Origin of the sequence: Flagellimonas alginilytica, from assembly GCF_042134605.1 — a bacterium.
Classification (GTDB): Bacteria; Bacteroidota; Bacteroidia; order Flavobacteriales; family Flavobacteriaceae; genus Flagellimonas; species Flagellimonas alginolytica.
In genome coordinates this window covers 2543923-2561731 of the sequence record NZ_CP169638.1, presented here as the reverse complement: position 1 = coordinate 2561731, position 17809 = coordinate 2543923, and the positions used below count along the sequence as shown (strand labels likewise).

Genomic DNA, 17809 nt, shown 5'->3' with positions numbered 1-17809 from the left:
TATAGTGTTCTATTCCTCCAATCTAATATCCAAGCCCAAACCTTTAAGTTCGTGCATCAATACATTGAAAGATTCTGGCAACCCAGGCTCTGGCATGGTCTCACCCTTTACAATGGTCTCATAGGTCTTGGCCCTTCCGATAACATCATCCGACTTAACGGTCAATATTTCCCTAAGGGTAGATGATGCTCCGTAGGCTTCCAATGCCCACACTTCCATCTCACCAAAACGCTGACCACCAAACTGAGCTTTACCACCCAATGGTTGCTGTGTGATCAATGAGTACGGTCCAATAGATCTTGCGTGCATTTTGTCGTCTACCATGTGACCTAGTTTCAACATGTAGATAACTCCAACGGTAGCTCGTTGATCGAAACGCTGACCGGTTCCACCGTCATAAAGGTAGGTGTGTCCAAATCTTGGAACACCTGCTTCATCGGTAATCTTATTGATCTCATCCAACGAGGCACCATCAAAAATTGGAGTGGCATATTTTTGACCTAATTTTAATCCGGCCCAACCTAATACGGTTTCGTAGATCTGACCAATGTTCATCCTCGATGGTACACCAAGTGGGTTCAATACAATGTCCACTGGGGTTCCGTCTTCCAAGAACGGCATATCCTCTTGACGAACGATACGTGCCACAATACCTTTGTTACCGTGACGACCCGCCATTTTATCACCAACTTTAAGCTTACGCTTTTTGGCGATGTAGACTTTGGCCAATTTCATGATACCTGCAGGAAGCTCATCCCCTACGGAGATGGTAAACTTGTCCCTTCTAAGGTTACCTTGAATATCGTTCAATTTTATTTTGTAGTTGTGCAACAAGTCTGCCACCAAAGCATTGGTCGCGTCATCTGTTGTCCAGCTTCCACCGACCAAGTGAGCGAAATCGTCAACGGCGTTCAACATTTTAATGGTGTATTTCTTTCCTTTTGGAAGTACTTCTTCACCCAAATCGTTGATTACACCTTGCGATGTTTTTCCACTGATCAAACTGAACAATTTCTCTATCAATTCATCTTTCAGCTGTTGGAACTTCACCTCATAATCCAATTCCAATCTAGCGATGGCTTCTTTATCTTCGGAACGTTTTCTCTTGTCCTTGATGGAACGGGAGAACAATTTCTTATCGATTACTACACCTCTTAATGATGGAGAAGCTTTTAATGAAGCATCCTTTACATCACCTGCTTTGTCACCAAAGATGGCACGCAACAGTTTTTCTTCCGGAGTTGGGTCCGATTCTCCCTTTGGAGTAATCTTACCGATCAATATATCTCCTGGCTTCACTTCGGCACCGATACGGATCATACCGTACTCGTCCAAGTCTTTTGTTGCTTCTTCGGATACGTTTGGAATATCGTTGGTCAATTCCTCGGCACCCAATTTGGTATCCCTTACCTCCAAGGAATACTCATCAACATGGATAGAGGTAAATATATCCTCACGAACCACTTTTTCGGAAATCACGATCGCATCCTCAAAGTTGTATCCTTTCCAAGGCATAAAGGCAACCTTCATGTTTCTACCCAAGGCCAATTCACCTTTTTCGGTAGCGTAGCCTTCACAAAGTACCTGACCTTTTTTTACCTTGTCGCCTTTTCTTACGATTGGCTTCAAGTTAATACTGGTTCCTTGGTTTGTTTTTCTAAACTTCACCAATTGGTACGTTTTAGAATCTTCATCAAAGCTTACCAATCGCTCTTCATCGGTCCTATCGTACTTAATGGTAATTTTCTGTGCATCCACATACTCAACAACCCCATCTCCTTCTGCATTGATCAATACCCGGGAATCGGTAGCTACTTGTCTTTCCAAACCTGTACCTACGATCGGAGAATCTGGTCTCAACAATGGAACTGCCTGGCGCATCATGTTAGATCCCATCAAGGCACGGTTCGCATCATCGTGCTCCAAGAAAGGAATCAAGGATGCGGAAATGGATGCGATCTGGTTCGGTGCAACGTCGGTATATTTTACCTCTGTTGGGTCCACTACCGGGAAATCACCTTCTTCACGGGCAATCACCTTTTCTCTTTCAATAGTACCATCTTCTGCCAATGGAATGTTGGCTTGGGCAATCTTCATTCCTTCCTCTTCCTCTGCACTTAGGTAAATGTGGTTTTCAGTATCCACTTTACCATCCTCTACTTTACGGTAAGGAGTTTCCAAGAAGCCCATATTGTTCACCTTGGCAAATACGGACAATGAAGAGATCAAACCAATGTTCGGTCCTTCAGGTGTCTCGATCGGACACAATCTTCCGTAGTGTGTATAGTGAACGTCTCGCACCTCGAAACCTGCTCTTTCTCTGGAAAGACCACCTGGCCCTAATGCGGATAATCTTCTTTTGTGCGTAATCTCTGCCAACGGGTTGGTCTGGTCCATGAACTGGGACAACTGGTTGGTTCCAAAGAATGAGTTTATTACGGATGACAATGTCTTCGCGTTGATCAAATCAATCGGGGTAAACACTTCGTTGTCACGAACGTTCATACGCTCACGGATGGTACGCGCCATACGTGCCAAACCTACGCCGAACTGCTGGGACAATTGTTCCCCAACGGTTCTTACACGACGGTTGGACAAGTGATCGATATCATCGATTTCCGCTTTGGAGTTGATCAACTCGATCAAATATTTGATGATGGTGATGATATCTTCCTTGGTCAACACTTGTTTATCCATTCCGATATCCAAGCCCAACTTCTTGTTCATTCTGTAACGACCTACTTCTCCAAGATTGTAACGTTGGTCGGAGAAGAACAATTTATCGATAATACCACGAGCCGTTTCTTCATCTGGCGGTTCAGCATTACGCAATTGTCTATAAATATGCTCTACCGCTTCTTTTTCAGAATTGGTAGGGTCTTTTTGCAAAGTGTTGTGGATAATGGCATAATCAGACTGTGCATTGTTCTCCTTGTGAAGCAAAATGGTCTTCACGTCGGCATCAATGATCTCATCGATATGCTCTTTTTCCAAAATGGTGTCACGATCGAGTACGATTTCGTTTCTTTCGATAGATACCACTTCTCCAGTATCCTCGTCCACGAAATCCTCATGCCATGTGTTCAACACCCTAGCGGCCAATTTACGGCCCAATACTTTTTTAAGACCGGATTTGGAAACCTTTACTTCTTCGGAAAGGTCGAAGATTTCCAAAATGTCCTTGTCCCTTTCAAAGCCGATGGCACGGAACAGAGTGGTTACCGGTAATTTTTTCTTCCTATCGATGTAGGCATACATCACCGAGTTGATATCGGTGGCGAATTCAATCCAAGATCCTTTGAAAGGAATTACCCTGGCGGAATACAATTTTGTTCCATTTGCGTGGAAAGATTGTCCAAAGAAAACCCCTGGAGATCTGTGCAACTGGGAAACTACAACTCTTTCTGCGCCGTTGATCACAAAGGTTCCACTAGGAGTCATGTAAGGGATAGTACCCAAATACACATCCTGAACGATAGTTTCGAAATCTTCGTGCTCTGGATCGGTACAGTACAATTTTAAACGCGCCTTTAGGGGTACGCTATAGGTAAGTCCACGCTCGATACATTCTTGGATGGAATATCTTGGTGGATCTATGAAGTAATCCAAAAACTCAAGTACAAACTGGTTTCTGGTATCTGTGATTGGAAAATTCTCCATGAAGGTGTTGTAGAGACCTTCGTTTCCTCTTTCGTCAGATTTAGTCTCAAGCTGGAAAAAGTCTTGGAACGATTTTATCTGAATGTCCAAGAAATCCGGGTATTCCGGTATGTTCTTAGCGGATGCGAAATTAACTCTTTCAATAGTGTTTGTGAACATCTATGGACAAATTTTGATCGTGATTACTAAGTGGGTTGGTGTACGGCTTTATACACTCCTTATATAAATAGGCTAAGGTCTAACCAAAAATGGAAAGACCTTAACCAAGTTCTAATGGGAAAAGCGATTATTTAAGCTCAACTTCTGCTCCTGCTTCTTCCAATGATTTTTTGATACCTTCTGCCTCATCTTTGGCAACACCTTCCTTAACAGCTTTTGGTGCGCTGTCAACGATTTCTTTAGCATCTTTTAGTCCAAGACCGGTCAATTCCTTAACCAATTTTACGACCGCCAATTTAGAACCACCTGCAGCTGTAAGGATTACATCAAATTCTGATTTTTCCTCAGCAGCTTCGGCTTCACCGCCACCGGCAGCACCACCAGCAACAGCTACTGCAGCAGCAGCAGGCTCAATACCATATTCTTCTTTTAAAATGTCGGCCAACTCATTTACCTCTTTTACTGTAAGGTTTACCAACTGTTCTGCAAAATCTTTTAAATCTGCCATTTTTCTATCGTTTAATAAAAATTTTTAAAAATATACTTAGTTTATTGTGCGCGAATTATTCTTTCTCAGAAAGGGTTTTAAGGATACCTGCCAATTTACCGCCTCCGGACTTAAGTCCAGAAATAACATTCTTGGCCGGTGATTGCAACAATCCGATGATATCCCCGATAACCTCCTCTTTGGACTTGATGTTCACAAGAGCATCAAGATTGTTATCCCCAATATATACCGCCTCTTCGATAAAGGCTCCTTTTAATACGGGCTTTTCTGATTTTTTTCTAAAGTTCTTGATAAGTTTCGCAGGTGCGTTCCCGGTTTCGGAAAACATCAAAGATGTGTTACCTTTCAATACCTCGGGAAGTTCACCAAATTCCTTATCAGAAGCTTCCATTGCTTTTGCAAGCAAGGTGTTCTTTACGACCGCAAGCTTAATGTTTGCCTTAAAACACGCTCTTCTCAAGTTAGAGGTGTCCACAGCGTTCAATCCCGAAATATCGGCCAAGTAAATATTGGCGTTATCGGCCAACTGTGCAGTCAAGTCTTTTATTACTGTTGCTTTTTCTTCTCTTGTCATAGTTATAAAAATTGAACTACCAGTTATTGAACTGCTTTTGGATCTAGTTGAACACTAGGGCTCATTGTACTGGACATGTATATACTCTTCATGTACACACCTTTAGCTGCCGAAGGCTTCAATTTTACCAAGGTATCTATCAATTCCTTAGCGTTTCCTGCGATTTTGTCCGCGGAGAATGAAGCTTTTCCGATTGCTGCGTGCACAATACCGGTTTTGTCCACTTTAAAGTCTATTTTACCGGCCTTAACATCGGATACGGCTTTCGCTACATCCATGGTAACTGTTCCGGTTTTTGGATTGGGCATTAAACCTCTAGGTCCTAAAATTCTACCTAATGGTCCCAATTTACCCATAACGCTCGGCATGGTGATGATAACATCAACGTCTGTCCAACCGCCTTTTATTTTATCCAAATATTCGTCCAACCCAACAAAATCAGCTCCTGCTTCTGTTGCTTCTGCTTCTTTGTCTGGTGTCACCAATGCCAAAACTTTCACATCCTTACCAGTTCCATGAGGAAGGGTAACAACGCCACGTACCATTTGATTGGCTTTTCTTGGGTCAACGCCCAAACGAACCGCCAAATCTATGGAAGCATCAAATTTTACATTGGTTATTTCTTTTACTAAAGCGGATGCCTCTTCCAAAGAATACAATTTATTCTTGTCAATTTTGGATTGGGCTTCTTTTTGCTTTTTAGTCAACTTTGCCATTTAATAATGCTTTTAAGATTTTAAAAAGGTCTTTGTCCGGCTATTTTCAGACCCATAGATCTAGCGGTACCCGCAACCATACTCATTGCAGATTCCACGGTAAAAGCGTTAAGATCGACCATTTTATCTTCGGCGATCGCCTTTACTTGATCCCAAGTAACTGAACCGTTTTTAACCCTGTTAGGTTCACCTGATCCTTTTTTAATCTTCGCTGCTTCCATCAATTGAACTGCCGCAGGTGGTGTTTTTACAACAAACTCGAAAGATTTGTCTTTGTAAACGGTGATAACAACAGGTAAAACCTTACCTTGTTTGTCCTGTGTACGAGCATTAAACTGCTTACAGAACTCCATGATGTTAACACCAGCAGCACCTAAGGCGGGTCCAACCGGTGGCGATGGGTTCGCAGCACCTCCCCTAACTTGTAATTTAACTACCTTATCTACTTCTTTTGCCATTGTTTCTAATTAAATTTAAAGTGTGTCATTTGGAAGCAACACAGCTTTATATATGTAACAGCTCTTTATTATAGCGTTTGAATTTTAGAGGTTAATTTCGAGCAACACATTTAAGCAACCCAAAATCCAACATCTACCATTCTTCTTCTATCCAACTTTTTCAACTTGCATATAGCTGAGCTCCAATGGCGTTTTTCTTCCGAAAATCTTTACCATCACCTCTAGCTTACGCTTTTCTTCATTGATTTTTTCAACAGTTCCGTTAAAACCATTAAAAGGTCCATCAATCACCTTAACCGTTTCACCCAACACAAATGGAATCGAAACGTTGTCCGTATTTACGGCCAACTCATCCACTTTACCAAGCATACGGTTTACTTCGGATTTTCTCAAAGGAACAGGATCCCCACCTTTTACTTCGCCCAAGAAACCGATTACATTGGTTATGGAGCGAATGATGTGAACCATTTCTCCGCCAAGATTGGCCTTGATCATGATATACCCAGGAAAGTAAACTCTTTCTTTGTTGATTTTCTTTCCGTTTCTTATCTGAACTACTTTCTCGGTAGGCACAAGAACTTCCTCGAGGTAATCACCAAAACCGGCTCTTTCAACCTCGCTTTCAATATAGCCTTTGATCTTGTTTTCTTGACCACTGACCGCTCTTACCACATACCATTTTTTCTCCAGAACCTCAGACATATCGATCGACCTTTATCCTATTAATTTTTCAAAATACAATGTGATCAAGTTACTGAACAAAGAATCCACACCCCAAGTCGCCAAAGCGAACAATATGGAGAAAACAGCCACAACAACCATTAAATTGGATGCCTTACTACGCTCCAACCAAGTAACATTGTTTTTAAGTTCTTCTAATGACTCCTTTATGTAAGTGATCATAATTTTTGAGTATTTTGCTTGCACGGGAGGAGAGACTTCCCTCGACTACGCTCGGGATAAACCTCTCGTCTCACTATGCTTTTGTCTTTTCCTTTGCACGGGAGGAGAGACTCGAACTCCCGACACCTGGTTTTGGAGACCAGTGCTCTACCAACTGAGCTACACCCGTTTAATTACACTGAAAGGTATCCCGAGAAAACCGGGACACCCTTTAGTGCACTATTTATTGTAAAATGATTAATCTAAAATCTCAGTAACCTGACCAGCACCTACTGTTCTACCTCCTTCACGGATTGCAAAACGTAGACCAACGCTCAATGCGATCGGCTGAATCAAATCAACAGTAATCGTCAAGTTATCACCTGGCATCACCATTTCAACTCCATCAGGAAGGTTGATGTTACCGGTCACGTCAGTTGTACGAACGTAGAACTGTGGACGGTAGTTGTTGTGGAATGGTGTGTGACGACCACCTTCTTCTTTTTTAAGGATATAAACCTCAGCTTTGAATTTGGCGTGCGGCTTAACAGAACCTGGCTTACAGATCACCATACCTCTTTTGATATCTGATTTTTCGATACCTCTCAAAAGAAGACCTACGTTATCACCGGCCTCACCTCTATCCAAAATCTTACGGAACATCTCAACACCAGTAATTGTAGAAGACAATTTCTCAGCACCCATACCAATGATATCTACAGGGTCACCTGTGTTGGCCACACCAGTTTCGATACGACCAGTAGCAACAGTACCACGACCTGTAATTGTAAATACATCTTCGATAGGCATCAAGAAGTCTTTGTCAACTTCACGCTCTGGCTCTTCGATCCAGCTATCAACAGCTTCCATCAACTCCATTACGGTATCAACCCATTTTTGCTCACCGTTCAAAGCACCAAGTGCCGAACCAGCAACAACAGGCCCATTATCACCATCGTACTCATAGAAAGAAAGCAATTCTCTCACTTCCATCTCAACAAGCTCCAAAAGTTCCTCATCATCCACCATATCAACTTTGTTCAAGAAAACAACGATACGAGGAATACCAACCTGACGACCTAGTAGGATGTGCTCACGAGTTTGCGGCATAGGACCATCGGTAGCAGCCACAACCAAAATAGCACCGTCCATTTGGGCAGCACCAGTAACCATGTTCTTTACGTAATCCGCGTGACCAGGACAGTCAACGTGAGCGTAGTGACGATTAGCTGTTTGGTACTCAACGTGCGAAGTGTTGATAGTAATACCTCTTTCTTTTTCTTCTGGCGCGTTATCGATGGAGTCAAAGCTTCTTAGCTCAGACAAACCAGCGTTCGCCAATACAGTGGTAATAGCAGCAGTCAATGTTGTTTTACCGTGATCCACGTGTCCAATGGTACCAATATTTAAGTGTGGTTTGGAACGATCAAAAGTTTCCTTTGCCATTTTAAAATAATTTTAATCTTAGTTTATATTAGTGTACAAATCGTTTTGAGCCAATGACGGGATTTGAACCCGTGACCTCTTCCTTACCAAGGAAACGCTCTACCCCTGAGCTACACCGGCCTATGGGTTATCAGGTTTAGAGTTTAAAGTTACAAGTCAAGCTCGCCAAAACTTCAACCTTTTACTCGAAATCCAATATTTCAAGTTTAGAGCGGGAGACCGGGTTCGAACCGGCGACATTCAGCTTGGAAGGCTGACGCTCTACCAACTGAGCTACTCCCGCATTTTTTCTTGGACAACCGTCCAAGCAATCCAAAATTTCAATAAAACCTTTTTCCCGGTTGTTCCGACGAACAACTTTTGTGGGGGGAGCAGGATTCGAACCTGCGAAGGTAAAAACCAACAGATTTACAGTCTGTCCTCGTTGGCCGCTTGAGTATCCCCCCGCCTTAATTTTCAATAACTTACGAGCCGATAGAGGGACTCGAACCCACGACCTGCTGATTACAAATCAGCTGCTCTAGCCAGCTGAGCTATATCGGCATTTCACCGCTTTTTCATCATTAAAAAAGCCCGCTATTTCTAACGGACTGCAAATGTATATATTTATTTTTTTAATCAAAACAAATTTTGAAAAATTTTCATCAAGCTTTCGCCCTCTGCTTTTCTTTCTTTTTCACCAACTGTCTTTCCAAGGAACTACAGGCCGAATCAACTGCTTCCTCAAAAGACTTACATTGTTTTTTTACCATAAATTTATCCCCGGGCACGAACACCATGATTTCCACTATCTTATTCTCTTTTGCACTGGTGTTTTCCACTTTCAAATATACATCCGATTCTATGACCTTGTCATAAAATAATTCCAATTTGTCCATTCGCTTTTGGATAAAGTCTATCAATTTACCATCAGCCGAAAAATTTACCGATTGTGCATTTACTTTCATAAGATGTAGTTTTAGTACTGTCCTAGACAGTGAAGTTAAACATTACAAGAATTCACTATTTCTTGTTCCTTGGGTGGGCCTTCCGATGTACTTTTTTAAGTTCGGCTATACTATTATGTGTATAAACTTGCGTAGATGCCAAACTTGAATGCCCCAACAATTCCTTCACGGAATTTAGATCAGCCCCCCTATTGAGCAAGTGTGTTGCAAAAGTGTGCCTAAGTATATGAGGACTCTTTTTTACCTTGGGGGACACCAAACTAAAATACTTATTTATGGTTCGATAAACAAGTGTTTCGTAAATTTTAAGACCATCTTTTGTTAATAGCAGATAGGATGAATCCGACCTAGATTGCAGCTCAGAACGTTTGTCCAAATATGTATTGATCTGTCGTACCGTGGAGTGAAGCAAAGGTATAATACGCTCTTTGTTTCTTTTGCCCAATACTTTTAATTGGTGTCCGGCCAAATCCAAATCCTGTATTTTTAAGTTCACCAACTCCGTTCTTCGCATACCCGTGGCATACAATAGCTCAATGATCAACTTATCCCTTTCTCCTTCAAAATCATCCTCAAAAGGAATTTCGGACAAAACAGATTCCATTTCCTTTTCAGAAAATGGGACCTCTATCTTCTTTTCGGTTTTGAGCGCCCTATGTTTCACCAAAGGTGAGACGGTTATCTCCCCTATTTTCAATAAAAACTTATAGTAAGCTTGCAAAGAAGATATTTTCCGGTTAATGGTCCTGTTGGACACACCTTGATCGGAGAGATCAACGATCCAGCTCCTGATCAACGGATAGGATACATTCTCCAAATTCACCGCATCATGATGCTCTTTACAAAAACCAGCAAAGGACTCAATATCCTTTTGATACGCCAAAATGGTATTTTTGGAGTAATTCTTCTCCAACTCCAAATAAGAAATAAAAGCTGACAAGGACATATTCCAAAGGTAGCAATAGAATCCCGAAACCTATAAAAAGAAAATCCCGCTCCAATTAAGGAACGGGATCACTATATTTTATAAGAACTTTTAAAGACTATACTTCTTCTTGATCTCTAAGACCCTGAATGTATTGTGCTTTTTGTATCTGCGCTCTACGTTTTACAGAAGGTTTAGTAAACTGCTGTCTTGTTCTTAACTGACGCATGGTACCTGTTCTGTCGAACTTACGCTTGAAACGTTTTAAAGCTCTATCGATGTTTTCTCCTTCTTTTACTGGTATAATTAACATGGGCTACAACCTCCTTTCTTTTAGATTTTTGGAGTGCAAATATACGAATGATATTTAACGGTTAAAGAAATATTTTACTTTTTTGATATTTTCTACACCTTTGGTTTCTTGTACTCTTTTTTATCCACGATAATTTTGGCCAAAATTTCGCGTAAGATTTCGGAGGTACCCCCGCCAATTGGCCCAAGCCTACTGTCCCGGCTCAACCTTGCCATTGGATAGTCTTCAATATAACCGTACCCACCTAAGAACTGAAGACAATGATAAATAACCTCATCGGCCATTTTGGTAGATTTAAGTTTGGAAATTGTAGCTTCTTTTACCACATAGGTTCCTTTTTCCATTTGCGCGATCGTCGCATAATTGAATTGCTTGCACAGCAACATATCGGAATATAGATCAACCAACCTATGTCTTAACGCCTGAAATTGATTTATGCTTTTACCAAAAGCCTCACGCTCGGACATATACTGCAACGCATAATCGAGAGCATACTCCGCCCTTGCATGGGCATTCACCCCCATTACCAATCGTTCCAATGCAAAGGCCTCCATGATATACGAGAAACCTTCATTTAAATTTCCGAGCAAATTGGAAGCCGGCACCTCAACATTATCAAAGGCCAGTTCTGCAGTATCCGAAGCCCTCCATCCTAATTTATTCAACTTATTTGCGGACACCCCTTTGGCATTCCTGTCCACAACAAACATGCTTATGCCCTTGTGGGCCGCATGTATATCGGTCTTTGCAGCAAGAATAATGTAGTCGCCATAAACACCGTTGGTTATAAAAGTTTTGGAACCGTTCACTATGTACACATCACCTTTTTTCTCGGCAGTGGTGCGCATAGCGGCAACATCACTGCCCCCAAAAGGCTCGGATACTCCCAAACAGCCAATTTTATTCCCAAGTACACTGGGTTCTAAATACGCTTTTTTCTGCTCATGGGTGGCCAACTTGTTCAAGTATGTCATTGCCAAATATTGGTGCGCCCACATAGCAGCGGCAAAACCACCTGAATTTATCTTTTGCAGCTCTTCAAGAAAGATAACCGTGTAGAAAAGGTCCAAGTTGAGACCGGAGTAATCTTCTGGGGTCATCAAACCAAAATATCCCATTTCCCCGAACTTGTTCCAGATATCCCCATCTATTCTCCCCGATTCCTCCCATTTTTCTATATGGGGAACAACCTCTTTTTGCAAAAAATCCTTTAGACTCTCCCGGAATAAATTATGTTCTTCCGTGAAGTACATATCAATCATACCACCTAATTTATAAAGACAAATATAAGGCTATTCTATCTAGTTTTTCTGTTGGAAATCCATCAACATAAGTCAATTCTTCAAATGTTTTGAACAAGCCGTTTTTCTCCCTATACGCAACAATTTGTGCTGCCAGTCCACTCCTTATATATATAAGTTGGGACAATTCTTTTGCCGAAGCAGTATTTAGATTGATTTTTTTGACCTCAGGAACCTCTAGCACTTGAAAAGCCCGCAATGTTTCTTCTACAACTTCTGGTTTTAATCCATAAACATCGTACAATTGTTCGTTCGCCAAAAAACCACCAAGCCTATCCCTGAACTTTATAATTCGATTGGACAATGTTTCCCCGATTCCGTAAACCGACATCAAGTCCATTGCCGAAGCAGCATTCAAATCTTTCACTTGAACCCTGTTTTTAGGTTTGGACAAGACTTTCTTTTGAATTTGATTATGTTTCTTCCAATCGGGGAATTGAAAATATGGCGACAAAATCCCCAATAAAGAATCCGAAACTTGGGTAACGACCTGAAATTCTTCTGAAGAATTCACAAACTTTCCTTTCTTCCTAAAAGCTGACAACCTATCCAACTCTTCAATTGACAGGCCCAAAATGTAGCCTTTATGGTCCGAAATGTAATTGGGGTTAAAAGGATACATTTTAGTGGCGCCTCTACGCTGTTTTTCCACAATAAGACTATCCATGGTTTTTTGTTCCTCAAGGTTGAGGGCCAAACTACTTTTTGGACGAGAGGGATTTGCTCTTAACCAGAAAGAAACCAATTGCAGTACAAGAACCACCAACAAAAAAAAGAAAATCCCACTCCGTTCTTGCTTATTGAACCTGAAGTGGGATTGCTTTCTCATATTTTAAGATATATTATTGACTCTTCAATTTTTTGAAAAGCTGTCCAGCTTTTAATTTCTGTAAATAACCATCCAGGTCCTTGCGCACTTCGCCGGACATTATGTAGAGTCCAATGATATTCGGGAAGGACATGGCAAGTATCATCATATCCGAAAAATCCAATACAGCCCCTAAACTTACCGAAGCACCTACCACAACAAACACCAAGAACAACATCTTGTAGATCATCTCGGAACGCTTGCTCTTCCCGAAAAGATAGGTCCAGGCCCTCATTCCGTAGTAAGACCAAGAAATCATGGTTGAGAATGCAAAAAGGAATACCGCCAATGCCAATACATAAGGGAACCAAGAAATTTGGCTACCAAAAGCATCGGATGTCAACTGTGCACCTGCCATTCCTTCTACTTCGTGCATTCCTGTAAAAATCAACACCAAAGCTGTTAGAGTACAAACCACAACGGTATCGATAAATGGCTCTAGTAAGGCAACAAAACCTTCGGACGGTGGATGGTTGGTCTTTGCCGCACTGTGGGCAATGGCCGCAGAACCTACACCTGCCTCATTGGAGAAGGCCGCTCTTTGAAACCCAATGACCAATACTCCCAAAATTCCTCCTTTTAGGGCCGAAGGGTTAAACGCTCCATCCACAATTGCAGAGAATGCCGGTCCAATATTTTGGATATTCATTATAATTACCGCCAATGCCGCAACTATATATATGGTTGCCATGATCGGCACTACTTTACCTGTTACTTTGGCAATACTGCTAATTCCACCAATGATAACTACACCTACCAGAATAGCCGTGACCACTCCGAACCAAAAGCCATTACCGGCCAAGGCAGGAAACTGCCCGGCCAATTGCTCAAAAGATTGGTTTGCCTGGAACATATTGCCCCCACCAAAGGAAGCTCCCACTGCAAGCATGGCGAACACTCCCGCCAATACTTTACCAAAACCTTTCATATTGCGCTTTTCCAGACCATAGCGCAAGTAGTTCATTGGACCGCCGAATACACGGCCATCAGGCAATATATCCCTGTATTTGACACCAAGGGTACACTCCACAAATTTGGAGGACATACCCAAAAGTCCACAAACAATCATCCAAAAAGTAGCTCCTGCACCACCCAAGGATACCGCTACGGCAACACCAGCTATATTACCAAGACCAACTGTACCGGAAACTGCTGTGGCCAATGCCTGGAAGTGGGTCACTTGCCCCGGAGCATCCGGGTCATCGTATTTTCCTTTGGCAAGATCAATGGAATGTCTGAACCCACGAATGTTAATGAAGCCCATTCGAATTGTAAAGAACAACGCTCCGAGGACCAACCAAATTACGATAAAGGGAATACCTTTTATGATCGGATCTCCGTTAGGATGGGTCATGGCAATGGGCTCATCGTACTTGATTTCGGCAAAGTAATGTGCTCCTTGTTCAATAACATGTTCTTGGTTGTCCGAATTGTAGATTACGTTGCCCTGCTTTACTCTCTGCAAAAGCTTTCCTTTAGCTTCGGATTTTATAACGATATCTCCTCTTTTATCACTGGTGATCACGGCAATATCTTCACCTTTGGCCACACTGGCCTTATCATCCTTCAGCCACTGTTTTAAAACGAATTTATCCTGGGTCTCGTTGCTCCAATCGGGAATACCGATCAATTTTACGTCGGCATAGGCCACTGGATCGTATATTCCGATCGCTGCGAAGGGGTCCCAGAAAAGAACAGACCCCAATGCACTTACTGCCGGGGTCATGGTTCCATTGAATACTTCTGTGATCGATTCTGTCTCTACTTTAAATTCTTTGGTAATCGAATTACCTGCCGCGTCGGTCACTGTAACACTATACGGTATACCTTCTACCAGACGTTGTGCCGATTTGGACTTGAGCGGCGTTTCCTGATTGCTCCATTTGTAGGTGTAGGGCTCCACTCCCCCATCCACTGTTAGCTCTATAACACCATCATTAATGTTGTCGGAGACATTGTAGGTTTTGCCAACTACGGTCAATTCCTGTGAAAAACCAGTGGTTAGCGCAAAAAAAGACAATAGAAAAAGAAAATACTTCATATATTGAGATTAGTTAGTTTTTGGTATGGTAAAGTCAGCAATATCCAAAAAAAAATCAACGCTATCAAATTTTATGTTTTTTTAACTATCCGATCTGAAACATTTGATTTAATTTCCTTATCTGTTCAGGTCTGCCCAAAACAATTACCTTGCTCTTGGGCTGCAAAACCATATCGGCTTCCGGGTTTATAACGTACTTTCCTTGTGGATCCACGTACCCGATTATGGTACATCCTGTTTTTCTGCGAAGATCAAGATCGCGCAAGGAGTTACATTCCATTTGGTCGGTAAAATCCTCTATACTGACTTCTTCTAAATTTGTGGTATGCTCACCCTCAATGGATAGTTGATCTAAAAAAGTGATCAAGTTGGGCATTACCACCAAGGAGGCCATGTGATCCCCTCCGATTTTGTCGGGCATTATTACTTTATTTGCTCCACCAAACTCCAATTTTTTAACCGAAGTTATCTGTGACGCCCTACTTATTATGAATAAATCTGAGTTTAATTGCCTGGCCGAAAGCACAATGAACAGGTTTGCCGAATCATCCGGCACGGCGGTTATAAGATATTGGGCACGATCTATTCCGGCTTCGAGCAAAACTTCGTCCTCATTGGCATCGCCTTCCACAAACAAAATATCTTCTTCATGCCGTTCTATGATTTCCCTATCCCTTTCGATCACCACAAATGGCTTTCTATAAGCGGTCAATTTTTCTGCGGCCTGCATACCATTCCTACCAAATCCACAGATCACAACATGACCGGAAAGACTATCTATTTGCTTTTTCACTCTCTTCTTTTTTAGTAGTTCCAACGAATTTCTGCCCAAAATATATTCGGACACCACTGAAATGGCAAATCCAAATATAAAAACACTGGTTACAATTAAAAATACGGTAAAAATCTTAGCATTGGCATCCAAAGGCCTTACTTCCGAAAAACCTACCGTGGTCACGGTAATAATCGTCATATAAATGGCCTCTATCCACGTAAAATCGGACAGCATTTTATACCCTATCACCCCAAAAACAAGCACCACCACCATTAAGGTGAGGGCCACAAGTATTTTAGAGCGGAGCAGTCTAATCATTCTTAAAGGTCAAATACAGAAGTTCTTTTTGTATAAATAAGGTCTTTGATCCTTAACCAAAAAGCAATAAAAAGATAAAGGGCGAACCCAAAGCCCAAGGTAACAAATGTTAGATAGATAAAACTGGTACGCACCACTCGGGCACGGATACCAAGTCTTTCCGCAATTCGCCTACAGACCTCGAAGCCTCGCTTTTGAAAGTAGTAAAGGGTATTATAAAACAAAGACATGGTTAAAATTAGAGATTTCTATTCAATAATTGTGCGCCAATGGCGCATTGCATACATTTATTTTTGGTACAATAATTATTGTACAGCTCCAATTGTGCTTGCGTTTCCATAGCATTGGTCGCCTTTGACCCAATTTTGCCAAAGTTTTGAATAACGGAATTTTTCTCGGCAGCTACATGGGACATCAATCCGATCAGCTCCTCGTCCCATTGTCTTCCCACATATTTTGAATAGCAAAATTTAAGCGGCACCAATGCATTTATGATGATCAAATCTATGAAATTCCTAGATAGCTTTTTATCTCTTTTTTTGGATGGTTTTCCAAAGGTGTAGTGCTCTTCCCAATACCGTCCTGTAGAAACCTCCAAAGTTTGATAAATATCCTCTAGGGTTGTGAAATTTATCAGTTTTGAAAAAAGGTTATGGTTTCCACTGTACAAACTGGTCAACTGCGAAACACGTATTGTGGGAAAATTTAATGGTCGTAATCCATAAAACTCCGGCTTTGTAAACGTATCTTCCAAATCAAATTTTTGCTTAAGATACCCATACTCTTTGTTGAGTTCTCTATAGTACGAATCCGTGCAATCATCCGCATGTAAAAGTCCAAAATGGCCAAAAAGCAAAGCTTCCAACTGCAATGGTTCATTGGTGGTTTTTCGAACGACAGAAAAATCCAATTGCTTTGCCCGATCCAGGAAATATGTTCCATTTACCTTGGAGCCGAAACTTTTGGCCAATACCATAAAAAGAACAGCCTCCCAATCGTTTTTGGATGTTTCCAACAACTGCAAGATCAATTTGGACTTATTCTCCAGTCGTTCAATAAACAATCGTTGCAGCCAATTTTCCAGAATAACGGCATCTACATTCTTAAGGTCCTTTTCACAATTAACAAAGGTGGAACGGGAATTCTCGATCAAGTTCCGATATCGGCCCAATAGCTCGGTGGGCACATACCGCTTTACTTCTAACGTTGGGATTCTGGAACCGTCCTTTCTAAAAACAGCAATGTCATCCTCCCAAACTACATGAAGGATGACATTGTTGTAATTTTCATCTGTTTCGTGATGGTGCACGTACCAATCCGATGATTTGGAATGCATCTCCACATTACCGGCCCACAACTGTCCGTCAATTTCCACTTGAGCATTGAAAAAATCGGGCCCTGCCAACATATTCTGGAACCCTGTGGACTTGATCGAAACCGTTTCGTTGTTACCGGTATACAATGGTTTTGCCGAAAGCTTGTTGTGCTTCCAAATAAAATACAGTAGGTCTTCTCGCATAGATTTGGGACTAGGGAAGGTCTACTCTGCTACGTCGCCATCCCACTCCATAAAGCCACCTTCCAGGTTATATGCATTTTCAATTCCAACACTGTTCATAATAGCGCAGGCTTGCGCACTTCGGTTACCGGATCGGCAATAAACGTAAAAGTTTTTGGACTTGTCCAATTCCTCCACTTTGTCCAAAAATTCCTGCCCAAGATATATATCGATATTGGTCGCGCCCGGAATATACCCCTCTTCGAACTCTTCGGGGGTTCGTACATCCAAAACAAAGGCGTTGTCATCGTTTTGTAGTTGCTCCGCCCATTCTTCTTGTGATAAATCTGCCATTTTTAATAATTTAGGTTCTGCAAAAATAAAAATCCGGAGCATTACTCCGGATTTCCAATCGTTTTA

18 protein-coding genes and 5 tRNA genes are annotated in these 17809 nt (G+C 41.7%); all 23 read right to left on the bottom strand.

Annotation, left to right across the window (positions count from 1 at the left end):
• Positions 1 to 9 precede the first annotated feature (9 nt).
• On the bottom strand, positions 10 to 3819 hold the full coding sequence (rpoB, locus tag ABTP35_RS11430; protein ID WP_224837695.1) for a DNA-directed RNA polymerase subunit beta: 3810 nt from the start codon (positions 3817 to 3819) through the stop codon (positions 10 to 12).
• A gap of 127 nt (positions 3820 to 3946) precedes the next feature.
• Complete coding sequence (gene rplL / locus ABTP35_RS11425; RefSeq protein WP_119606415.1) at positions 3947 to 4327, bottom strand: 50S ribosomal protein L7/L12; 381 nt, start codon at positions 4325 to 4327, stop codon at positions 3947 to 3949.
• 55 nt (positions 4328 to 4382) lie between these two features.
• A complete protein-coding gene (gene rplJ / locus ABTP35_RS11420; RefSeq protein WP_252080265.1) occupies positions 4383 to 4901 on the bottom strand; it encodes a 50S ribosomal protein L10 in 519 nt (172 codons plus the stop codon).
• Between the two features lie 23 nt (positions 4902 to 4924).
• Entirely contained in the window at positions 4925 to 5617 is a 693-nt protein-coding gene (gene rplA / locus ABTP35_RS11415) for a 50S ribosomal protein L1 (protein WP_224837693.1), read from the bottom strand.
• A gap of 20 nt (positions 5618 to 5637) precedes the next feature.
• Entirely contained in the window at positions 5638 to 6075 is a 438-nt protein-coding gene (gene rplK / locus ABTP35_RS11410; protein ID WP_224837692.1) for a 50S ribosomal protein L11, read from the bottom strand.
• Between the two features lie 147 nt (positions 6076 to 6222).
• Positions 6223 to 6777, bottom strand: a complete 555-nt coding sequence (gene nusG / locus ABTP35_RS11405) for a transcription termination/antitermination protein NusG (protein WP_224837691.1) — start codon at positions 6775 to 6777, stop codon at positions 6223 to 6225.
• 12 nt (positions 6778 to 6789) lie between these two features.
• Entirely contained in the window at positions 6790 to 6978 is a 189-nt protein-coding gene (gene secE, locus ABTP35_RS11400; RefSeq protein ID WP_224837690.1) for a preprotein translocase subunit SecE, read from the bottom strand.
• Positions 6979 to 7074: 96 nt separating this feature from the next.
• Positions 7075 to 7147 (bottom strand) — tRNA-Trp (locus ABTP35_RS11395).
• Between the two features lie 68 nt (positions 7148 to 7215).
• Positions 7216 to 8403, bottom strand: coding sequence for an elongation factor Tu (tuf, locus tag ABTP35_RS11390; protein WP_224837689.1), 1188 nt, complete (start codon positions 8401 to 8403; stop codon positions 7216 to 7218).
• Positions 8404 to 8451: 48 nt separating this feature from the next.
• Positions 8452 to 8523: transfer RNA gene (locus ABTP35_RS11385), tRNA-Thr, on the bottom strand.
• A 90-nt stretch (positions 8524 to 8613) separates the two neighbouring features.
• Positions 8614 to 8686 (bottom strand) — tRNA-Gly (locus ABTP35_RS11380).
• Positions 8687 to 8766: 80 nt separating this feature from the next.
• Positions 8767 to 8849: transfer RNA gene (locus tag ABTP35_RS11375), tRNA-Tyr, on the bottom strand.
• Between the two features lie 23 nt (positions 8850 to 8872).
• Positions 8873 to 8946, bottom strand: a tRNA-Thr gene (locus ABTP35_RS11370).
• 101 nt (positions 8947 to 9047) lie between these two features.
• On the bottom strand, positions 9048 to 9350 hold the full coding sequence (gene hpf / locus ABTP35_RS11365) for a ribosome hibernation-promoting factor, HPF/YfiA family (RefSeq protein ID WP_224837688.1): 303 nt from the start codon (positions 9348 to 9350) through the stop codon (positions 9048 to 9050).
• A 55-nt stretch (positions 9351 to 9405) separates the two neighbouring features.
• Positions 9406 to 10296: a tyrosine-type recombinase/integrase gene (locus tag ABTP35_RS11360; RefSeq protein WP_293296276.1), complete on the bottom strand. Its 891-nt coding sequence runs from the start codon at positions 10294 to 10296 to the stop codon at positions 9406 to 9408.
• A gap of 97 nt (positions 10297 to 10393) precedes the next feature.
• Positions 10394 to 10588 carry a 30S ribosomal protein S21 gene (gene rpsU, locus ABTP35_RS11355; RefSeq protein WP_224837686.1) on the bottom strand — a complete coding sequence of 65 codons (195 nt, stop codon included), beginning with the start codon at positions 10586 to 10588 and terminating at the stop codon, positions 10394 to 10396.
• Positions 10589 to 10680: 92 nt separating this feature from the next.
• Entirely contained in the window at positions 10681 to 11850 is a 1170-nt protein-coding gene (locus tag ABTP35_RS11350; RefSeq protein WP_224837685.1) for an acyl-CoA dehydrogenase family protein, read from the bottom strand.
• A gap of 10 nt (positions 11851 to 11860) precedes the next feature.
• Positions 11861 to 12718: a helix-hairpin-helix domain-containing protein gene (locus tag ABTP35_RS11345; RefSeq protein ID WP_293296278.1), complete on the bottom strand. Its 858-nt coding sequence runs from the start codon at positions 12716 to 12718 to the stop codon at positions 11861 to 11863.
• Positions 12719 to 12731: 13 nt separating this feature from the next.
• Positions 12732 to 14798: an amino acid carrier protein gene (locus ABTP35_RS11340; protein WP_252080271.1), complete on the bottom strand. Its 2067-nt coding sequence runs from the start codon at positions 14796 to 14798 to the stop codon at positions 12732 to 12734.
• Between the two features lie 85 nt (positions 14799 to 14883).
• Positions 14884 to 15891 (bottom strand): TrkA family potassium uptake protein, encoded by a 1008-nt coding sequence (locus tag ABTP35_RS11335; RefSeq protein WP_224837682.1) that lies wholly within the window; start codon positions 15889 to 15891, stop codon positions 14884 to 14886.
• A 2-nt stretch (positions 15892 to 15893) separates the two neighbouring features.
• Positions 15894 to 16121 carry a PspC domain-containing protein gene (locus ABTP35_RS11330; RefSeq protein WP_014033469.1) on the bottom strand — a complete coding sequence of 76 codons (228 nt, stop codon included), beginning with the start codon at positions 16119 to 16121 and terminating at the stop codon, positions 15894 to 15896.
• An 8-nt stretch (positions 16122 to 16129) separates the two neighbouring features.
• Positions 16130 to 17410, bottom strand: coding sequence for a DUF2851 family protein (locus ABTP35_RS11325; RefSeq protein WP_293296281.1), 1281 nt, complete (start codon positions 17408 to 17410; stop codon positions 16130 to 16132).
• 21 nt (positions 17411 to 17431) lie between these two features.
• Complete coding sequence (locus ABTP35_RS11320) at positions 17432 to 17743, bottom strand: rhodanese-like domain-containing protein (protein ID WP_224837680.1); 312 nt, start codon at positions 17741 to 17743, stop codon at positions 17432 to 17434.
• Positions 17744 to 17809 lie beyond the last annotated feature (66 nt).

Bases quoted from the DNA above. Each gene is read 5' to 3' on its own strand.
- hpf (WP_224837688.1), bottom strand. From the start codon at position 9,350: ATGAAAGTAAATGCACAATCGGTAAATTTTTCGGCTGATGGTAAATTG.
- rplK (WP_224837692.1), bottom strand. From the start codon at position 6,075: ATGGCAAAAGAAGTAGATAAGGTAGTTAAATTACAAGTTAGGGGAGGT.
- ABTP35_RS11330 (WP_014033469.1), bottom strand. From the start codon at position 16,121: ATGTCTTTGTTTTATAATACCCTTTACTACTTTCAAAAGCGAGGCTTC.
- nusG (WP_224837691.1), bottom strand. From the start codon at position 6,777: ATGTCTGAGGTTCTGGAGAAAAAATGGTATGTGGTAAGAGCGGTCAGT.
- tuf (WP_224837689.1), bottom strand. From the start codon at position 8,403: ATGGCAAAGGAAACTTTTGATCGTTCCAAACCACACTTAAATATTGGT.
- rplJ (WP_252080265.1), bottom strand. From the start codon at position 4,901: ATGACAAGAGAAGAAAAAGCAACAGTAATAAAAGACTTGACTGCACAG.
- ABTP35_RS11345 (WP_293296278.1), bottom strand. From the start codon at position 12,718: ATGAGAAAGCAATCCCACTTCAGGTTCAATAAGCAAGAACGGAGTGGG.
- rplA (WP_224837693.1), bottom strand. From the start codon at position 5,617: ATGGCAAAGTTGACTAAAAAGCAAAAAGAAGCCCAATCCAAAATTGAC.
- ABTP35_RS11360 (WP_293296276.1), bottom strand. From the start codon at position 10,296: ATGTCCTTGTCAGCTTTTATTTCTTATTTGGAGTTGGAGAAGAATTAC.
- rpoB (WP_224837695.1), bottom strand. From the start codon at position 3,819: ATGTTCACAAACACTATTGAAAGAGTTAATTTCGCATCCGCTAAGAAC.
- ABTP35_RS11350 (WP_224837685.1), bottom strand. From the start codon at position 11,850: ATGATTGATATGTACTTCACGGAAGAACATAATTTATTCCGGGAGAGT.
- ABTP35_RS11335 (WP_224837682.1), bottom strand. From the start codon at position 15,891: ATGATTAGACTGCTCCGCTCTAAAATACTTGTGGCCCTCACCTTAATG.
- ABTP35_RS11340 (WP_252080271.1), bottom strand. From the start codon at position 14,798: ATGAAGTATTTTCTTTTTCTATTGTCTTTTTTTGCGCTAACCACTGGT.
- rplL (WP_119606415.1), bottom strand. From the start codon at position 4,327: ATGGCAGATTTAAAAGATTTTGCAGAACAGTTGGTAAACCTTACAGTA.
- rpsU (WP_224837686.1), bottom strand. From the start codon at position 10,588: ATGTTAATTATACCAGTAAAAGAAGGAGAAAACATCGATAGAGCTTTA.
- secE (WP_224837690.1), bottom strand. From the start codon at position 6,978: ATGATCACTTACATAAAGGAGTCATTAGAAGAACTTAAAAACAATGTT.
- ABTP35_RS11325 (WP_293296281.1), bottom strand. From the start codon at position 17,410: ATGCGAGAAGACCTACTGTATTTTATTTGGAAGCACAACAAGCTTTCG.
- ABTP35_RS11320 (WP_224837680.1), bottom strand. From the start codon at position 17,743: ATGGCAGATTTATCACAAGAAGAATGGGCGGAGCAACTACAAAACGAT.